We start from the raw sequence: 7,056 nt of genomic DNA, 5'->3' as shown, positions 1-7,056 counted from the left end.
ACTCCCCACCTCCCGATATGGCATCCGCTTTTCCACTCCCTCTCACCTCAATTCGTTTCCGCTACCGCCATTTCCGCGAAAGGAATAGCAATGGGGATTTCCTCAACTTCTGAGAGTATTTCCACCGCCAGAAGGGAAGCAGAAGTACCACCCGACAAACGCTTCAAAAGTTTTGGTCTAGGATCGTGCAATAAATAAATAATGCGATCGCAAGCTTGCCAAGTTTCACTAGCACCTGCTACTTGAACATGAGCATCTCTTTCCAATAGTAAAGGAACCAATTCTCCGGCGCGAATTAAGGCTTGTAAATGAGCCTTTTGAAAAGCAAATTCTCCTTCTTTTAAAGCAGTTTGCCCTAACTTCACTTGCCCATCAATAATGTACTGGTTCCAAGTTTTAATTGAGAGTTCAGGTACGAATGCCTGATTAACTTTAATCTTATTATTCGTGCCATTTGTTTGAGGATCGCGAGGAAATACAGCAAATACTCGCGGTGGCGCAAACTCTTCCGCAGCTCGTTGTGCTAAAACAAAATTTACCTCACCATTCTTAGTCATTGCCAAGAAAGTTCCCATCGATTCAAGTCCCGCCTCTTCTAACACATCAATATCCAACCCGCTACTATGGAAAACGCGCAAATTTTCTTCCTGAGCTTTTTGGCAAGCCTCCGGATCGGTATCAATCAGAACAACCGATTCTCCCCGTTCTTGAAATAGACGAGCAATCAAACGACTCAAAGGATTACAACCAATAATCACAGCCCCCGTCGCATTAGCCTCTGGATTAAGTTGGAGCCATTGAGCAACCCAACGAGCAGTTAACCCTTGGAGAAATACCGTCATCATAATAGTGAGAAAAACCAGCGCTTTGATCGAATCCCCACCATTAATTCCTTTTTGAGTTAATAGAATTGCAAACAAAGACGCAACAGAAGCACTAACAATACCTCTCGGGCCAATCCAGGCTAAAAATATTTTTTGTCGCCAGTTTAACCCACTATTCCAAGTACATAAACTCACACTAATGGGGCGCACGATAAACATCAGCGTCAATACGGTAAAAACACTACCCCATCCCAAAGCAAAGATACTAGCAATTGAGAGATCCGCTGACAGAAGGACAAACAACACCGATACACCCAAGACAGTTAACTGTCCCTTAAATCGTCGCAACAAACGCTCTTCAGGTAAAGACGAGGCTCGAACTACAATACCAGCCGCCACCGTTACCATCAAACCCGATTCAGACTGAATTGTCTGCCCCAAGCCGAACAAACCCCACATTCCCGCCAAAACCACCAGATTTTTCAAGTCTTCTGAGATAAAATCGGCACGCTTGAGAAATAAGCCCAACAACCAACCACCAACCCCGCCAATAACCGCCCCCACACCCAAGCGCAGGATCAAACCGATAACGATCATTTGGGGATCGGCACCGCTATTCAAAATAGTGTCTAATACCACAAAAGAGAGGATTGCACCCACCGGATCGATTAAAACCCCTTCTCCTTCTAAAATAGTCGCTACTCGTCGATCCACTTTCACCTGTTTGAGCAACGGACCGATTACAGTTGGACCAGTGACAACGACTAATGCTGCGAAGAGAAAAGCAATGGACCAGGGAAATTCCCCCAGCCAGTGAGCCGCCATCCCGCCTCCGATGAGCGTAATCAAAGTGCCCAAAGTGACTAAATTTCTAAGGGAACCGGAAACTTTGCCTAAATCTCGCAGGTTCAGATTTAGTCCTCCCTCAAAAAGAATGACCGCTACCGATAGGGAAACAATCACCTCTAAACCAACGCCCAGTTGCTGAGGATGCAAGAAACCAAAGCCATCTTGTCCCAGTAGAATACCAAAGGTAAGGAGAAAAACGATACTGGGAACTTTGAGGTACTCAGCGATTACCTGGGCGCTAATCCCGGCTGAGACAACGATCACCATCTGTAGGGTTAATTCAAGAGAGTCTTCCATATATCTAATGGTTGCATAGAATCCACTCAGCTTTGAATGTCCGATTGGTTTTGCCCCTCGGCAAAAATAACCAATCTCGAAGGAAACTTAACAGGCAAGAGTCAATCAGCGAAAGGGGTTTTCTCCAGTTGCTGGGAAACTTTCGCCGTACTGTATTTTCCATATTCAAAAGCCTGAGATGGTTGAGTTCATTAAAGTTCGACGTGCGATAAATCCGCAAAACCCACCCAATCAAGGGTTTTTCTTGCTGAGGGTGTCGAGGGAAATCCCCATGGTTTGCATAAAGCTTGTGGGTTATTTACTTATTTCTCGGAAATGATGCTGTTCCGGATGTATTTAGTAAAGATGGATTCCCAGAGACCTCAGATTGTACCGATTTACCAATAAGGTCAGCCAATTGGTTGGGAATGGATGCCCGAACAGTTAACTTTTCATTCACTCCACCTATTGTAACACCTCTGTGTGGCAGAGAACAGTATTATTAATTGCATCACAGCTCCTAAGTCTTTCCTGGAGTGAATCCTGGGGTTTATCCCTAGTAGCGATCCCACCAAGTTCTGAGGGTTTCTGACTAACCACAACCCATTAGACATCAATTTGGTGGACTGTTAAGGCTTTAGTTTTATGTAGGGTGGGCAGTCCCCAATATCAGGCGAAAAGCTGATTATTACGTTGGTGGGGACTGCCCACCCTACACTTATTGTCAATGGTGCAAGATCTCAGTTATCTGTTAATTTCATTAACTTAGTCCGGGAAAGGGGGGAATAGGAAGGCGCAAAGGAATTGCTCTGCCAGCTTTTCTCGTTCTCAAATCTAAAAAATTAGCATCTTAGTTAGACAAATTGGTGATTGGGAAAGTCATAATTGGATAGAACCGCCCAGATGCACTACTACCGCTCTCAACCCACAAATGCCTTGTGGATTGCCGCCAGAAGTGCCACTGATAGTTGGTAGCAATTAAAATTGTTAGTTTAAAGATGGATCGTCAAACGTTTATTTGGGGACGCTCGGGCAGCCGAATTCGCAAAACTCAACGCTGGGTTGAGCGGATCTTGCTTTTAGGATTACTCCTAGCAGCACTACTCTTATTTAGCATTAATCTGGAAAGTCTGCCTCTTTTAGGGTGGGAGAAAACAACGATTGATTTAGTGACGGGTAATATCGGCAAACATACCGTGGGATCTTGGCAATGGTTTTATCCATCCCTCCAGGCTCAAGCTTATCCCCAAGATCCCCCACTACTCCATTGGTTAATTTCCTTTGCTTATAATCTTGGTGGCAATGGTATCTGGATGACGCGCTTACCTGGTGCGATTTTGTCTGCCTTCTCTGTACCACTCCTCTATGGCATTGCTAGGGAAATCTTCCCAGCTCGTCGAAGCGCAATTTTTGCCAGCTTGATTTATTTAACCTTATTCCCTGTTGTCTATTATGGGCGTTTGGCAATGAGCGATGGGACGGGTTTGTGTTTTTTCATGCTGGTTATGTGGTGTGTTTTGCGATCGCGACGGGATTTACGCTATGGGCTGGGTGCTGGGGTTGGTTTGGGCTTGATTTGCCTCTCTAAAGGGGTTCTGCTGGGACTTTGTCTCTTGGCGATCGTTCTGGTATTTTTAGTCTGGGATACCCCCAGACTCCTCACTTCTGGGTATTGGTGGCTAGGCTGGTTTCTGGGTATCGTACCTGGGTTAGCTTGGTACTCTATCCCGCTGCTATACAGTCAGACATCGATCGCGACAAGTACGATCGACCACTCCCTCAAACCTCTTTGGCTGGCTGTAGATGGTCATACTGGACCTCCTTGGTACTATCTCATAGAAATTTGCAAATTTTCAGCCCCTTGGTTAGTATTCTTCCCTTGCGGATTGTGGCTAGCCTGGAAGAATCGCAATTGGGGTTGGGCTAAATTAGTCTTGGTTTGGACATTTGTTTATTTGGGCGCAATTTCTCTGATGGTGACTAAACTACCCTGGAATGCTTTGCCCATTTATCCTGCTTTAGCCTTAGCTGGTGGCGCTCAACTGGCGGATATCTGGAATTGGCCTAGTTCTAAATCTTATCCTCGGATTTGGACTATTAGTTTAGGATTGATGGCTGTGGGTGCGATCGCAGGTACTATTTATTTTATTTCTCAATCCACCAATTACTTTTTGCCAGCTATCTCTACTTCTTTTGCTTTAACAATGGGGATCTCAGCTATTCTTTTAGCCCGACGCGACTTGCAATTTATTTTCGTTTTGTGTTGGGGTATGTATATCTCGCTCCTACTGTTTATGGCTTCTCCCTATTTGTCTGGTGATTGGATTGGGAATTTATCGTGAACTAAAATGGATGGTTTATCTGTTAATCTGAATAATCCCACATCCAAAAAACCGCTACCTTATCCACCATATCCGTTACTCCATCCGTTACATCCGTTACCCCATCCGTTGCCAAATGGGAATCTTGAAAATTGCTAATGGCACGCAGATTGCGTAGGGTGCGTTAGCTCTCGCATAACGCACCCTACAATTTTCGTTTACAGGTTGAGGTTAGGATGCCTCAAGTATTTCTTCTGCATCGACTTGTTTTAGCTGAATATGCTTCCTTCCCAAGGTGATTTCAAATTCATCACCCGGTTGCAAGTTCATTTGCTTGGTGTAGGCGGAGCCAATCAGTAGGTTACCGTTAGACTGGACAGATATGCGATAACTGGCAGTCCTCCCTCCACGACCATTACCATTACTTGTGATATCTAACTCAATTCCCTTCGCATCGATCAGAGCGTTGAGAAACTTCATCATGTTGACTCGCTCTACCCCGTTTTTTGTGAAGGTACAGTAGCCACAGGCTTTTGCCTTTTCTTCCTTACTCAGGTCTCCCAGGTCTTTAACTTTTTGAACCAGTTCCTCTCCCTCTAAGGGTTCCATCTTTTTATTTTTAGCCATCAGATTGAATATCTAAAAGTAAGCAGTTAACTGGTAGTAAGCGTTTTCGCTATACCGACGGTCAACCAAGATAAAAAAATCTTGGTGTTCTATTAGCCTATCAAACTATATTACACCCAAACTGTCAACTAGTTTCCCTATCTTTTTTCTGAACTAGTCTCTCAGAAACCGTTCATCTTGATGGAGCCGATAGAAACAACTGCTTTATTGAGATAATGTTATGGTGTCAAAGCCGTGATGGGAACTACTCGCCGCTAAACTTGGCTTTTTTTAAGTTGCGGCAAAAGTCCATTAAGTTCTACTCTCTACAAATGAAGCTCACAACTCGTGGACATTACAGTGTCAAAGCACTACTCGATCTCAGCCTACAGCCTGATTATGGACCAACATCTGTTCGTGCGATCGCTCTGCGCCAAGATTTACCCGCTCCTTATTTGGAGAAATTGCTTATAGAAATGCGTCGTGCCGATTTAGTATACTCGATACGAGGCGCTCAAGGCGGTTATCAATTAGCTCGCTCTCCAGCAGAAATTTCTTTGGGTGAGATTTTAGCAGCAGTTGGCGAAACTATCGAACCTTTACCTCACCATATTCCAGATGCCGCCCAAGCTGAAGACTGGGTGACTTTTACAATCTGGCGACGGTTACACGAAAAACTTAAAGAAGCTTTATACAGCATAACTCTCGCAGACCTTTACTACGATGCCCGTAGCTGGCAAGCTGCTCGAGGAGAAGAAACTAGTTTTGTGGTTTAAATCAAGTCGTTGGTTGTTAGTTGTTGGCAAGGGAGTGAGAGCCAATTATGATTGGTTATTTGAAAAATAACCAAAATCCTGTATATTCAATAAATTTTCGTGAGTTATATTACAGAGTCCAGAGTTTTATTACTAGCTGCCAGTCTAGATTACCTTATCGGCGATCCTTGGGGTTGGCCTCATCCGGTGCGGGTAATGGGCTGGATTATTTCTCAGTGGACTCAGTTAGTCATTACCCACTGCCATGGAAAATGGCAACGTCGGTTAGCAGGAGTTGGACTAGGTATAGGGCTAATACTCAGTAGTGGATTGGTAGGATGGTTAATTCTTCGAGGCGCAAACTACCTGAATCCACTATTCGGAATCTCTTTAGAAGCAGTTATGCTAGCTAGCTGTTTGGCAGGAAAAAGTTTGCGAGGAGCAGCCGTTGATGTGTTGCAACCATTAAGCGATGGACAAATAGATCTCGCTCGTTCTAAATTAAGTCTATATGTTGGTAGAGATACAGAAAAATTGAGCGAACCAGAAATCCTCCGCGCCGTACTGGAAACAGTGACGGAAAATGCTACCGATGGTGTCATGGCTCCTCTATTCTATGGGATTGTCGGGGCATTTTTACCCGGAGTGGGTAGTGTTCCCCTGGCTTTAGCATATAAAGCCGCCAGTACCCTAGATTCCATGGTGGGTTATCGGGAAGAACCTTATCAAGATTTGGGCTGGTTTAGTGCCAAGTTAGAAGATTACCTCACTTGGTTGCCCTGTAGATTAACTGTAATTACTTTAGCTCTTTTGTCGGGAAAGCCTCAAAAAGTCCTGAATCTGTGTCGCCGCGATGGAGTGAAAGACTCCAGCCCTAATTCAGGTTGGAGTGAATGTGCTTATGCAGCGATTTTAGGTGTTCAAGTGGGGGGAACCAATTGGTATCGGGGTATTGCTAAACATAAACCTCTTTTAGGAGATTCAGTTGAGCCGATTACACAGGATAAAATTTACCAAGCTTTAGGGTTGACAAGGTATAGTATTTTGATTTGGTTGGCAATTGGGATTTGTTTGCTCCACGCCCTGGGCTAACACAGAAGCGCGATCGCACTCTTGAGTTTACCAGCTTTCTTCCATGGCGAATCAAGTATTAGGTTGTAGCGAGTACACCAAAAAATAATTTTTCTCTCAACAGAGTAACATAATCCTAAAAAAGGGGGTCTTTCCCCTCACGCCAACTGATGGCGAACTAGTCATACTGGTCACGATAACCCCTCATCATATTTGATTCGATTGAATACTTATCATTAAAACGAAAGCGGGGACGCGGATTTTTTTTTGATCGGCCACAATCGAAACTTGATATTAAACCTGAAATGTTTTACTTAGATCTTGCACGCCTGCGACTAGAAGTCGCGGCTACAC

Annotated in this window: 5 protein-coding genes; 3 read left to right on the top strand and 2 right to left on the bottom strand. The window is 44.4% G+C overall.

Annotation, left to right across the window (positions count from 1 at the left end; genetic code table 11):
* Window positions 1–47: 47 nt before the first annotated feature.
* Complete coding sequence (locus NJ959_RS23375; RefSeq protein WP_254014151.1) at window positions 48–1,970, bottom strand: cation:proton antiporter; 1,923 nt, start codon at window positions 1,968–1,970, stop codon at window positions 48–50.
* 977 nt (window positions 1,971–2,947) lie between these two features.
* Between NJ959_RS23375 and NJ959_RS23370 the strand changes: the two genes are divergently transcribed.
* Complete coding sequence (locus NJ959_RS23370; protein ID WP_254014150.1) at window positions 2,948–4,291, top strand: ArnT family glycosyltransferase; 1,344 nt, start codon at window positions 2,948–2,950, stop codon at window positions 4,289–4,291.
* A gap of 210 nt (window positions 4,292–4,501) precedes the next feature.
* Here NJ959_RS23370 and NJ959_RS23365 read toward each other — a convergent pair whose 3' ends face one another.
* Window positions 4,502–4,897: an AbrB family transcriptional regulator gene (locus NJ959_RS23365; protein WP_254014149.1), complete on the bottom strand. Its 396-nt coding sequence runs from the start codon at window positions 4,895–4,897 to the stop codon at window positions 4,502–4,504.
* Window positions 4,898–5,208: 311 nt separating this feature from the next.
* On the opposite strand from NJ959_RS23365, the gene NJ959_RS23360 reads away from it, so the two are divergent.
* Both NJ959_RS23360 and cbiB read left to right on the top strand, forming a co-directional pair.
* Window positions 5,209–5,652, top strand: coding sequence for an Rrf2 family transcriptional regulator (locus tag NJ959_RS23360; RefSeq protein WP_254014148.1), 444 nt, complete (start codon window positions 5,209–5,211; stop codon window positions 5,650–5,652).
* Window positions 5,653–5,751: 99 nt separating this feature from the next.
* Window positions 5,752–6,723, top strand: coding sequence for an adenosylcobinamide-phosphate synthase CbiB (gene cbiB, locus NJ959_RS23355; RefSeq protein ID WP_254014147.1), 972 nt, complete (start codon window positions 5,752–5,754; stop codon window positions 6,721–6,723).
* Window positions 6,724–7,056: the final 333 nt, after the last annotated feature.

This window comes from Limnofasciculus baicalensis BBK-W-15, assembly GCF_024178385.1.
Classification (GTDB): Bacteria; Cyanobacteriota; Cyanobacteriia; order Cyanobacteriales; family Coleofasciculaceae; genus Limnofasciculus; species Limnofasciculus baicalensis.
Note: the sequence above shows the minus strand (reverse complement) of the source record. Positions and strands in the feature narration are given on the sequence as shown.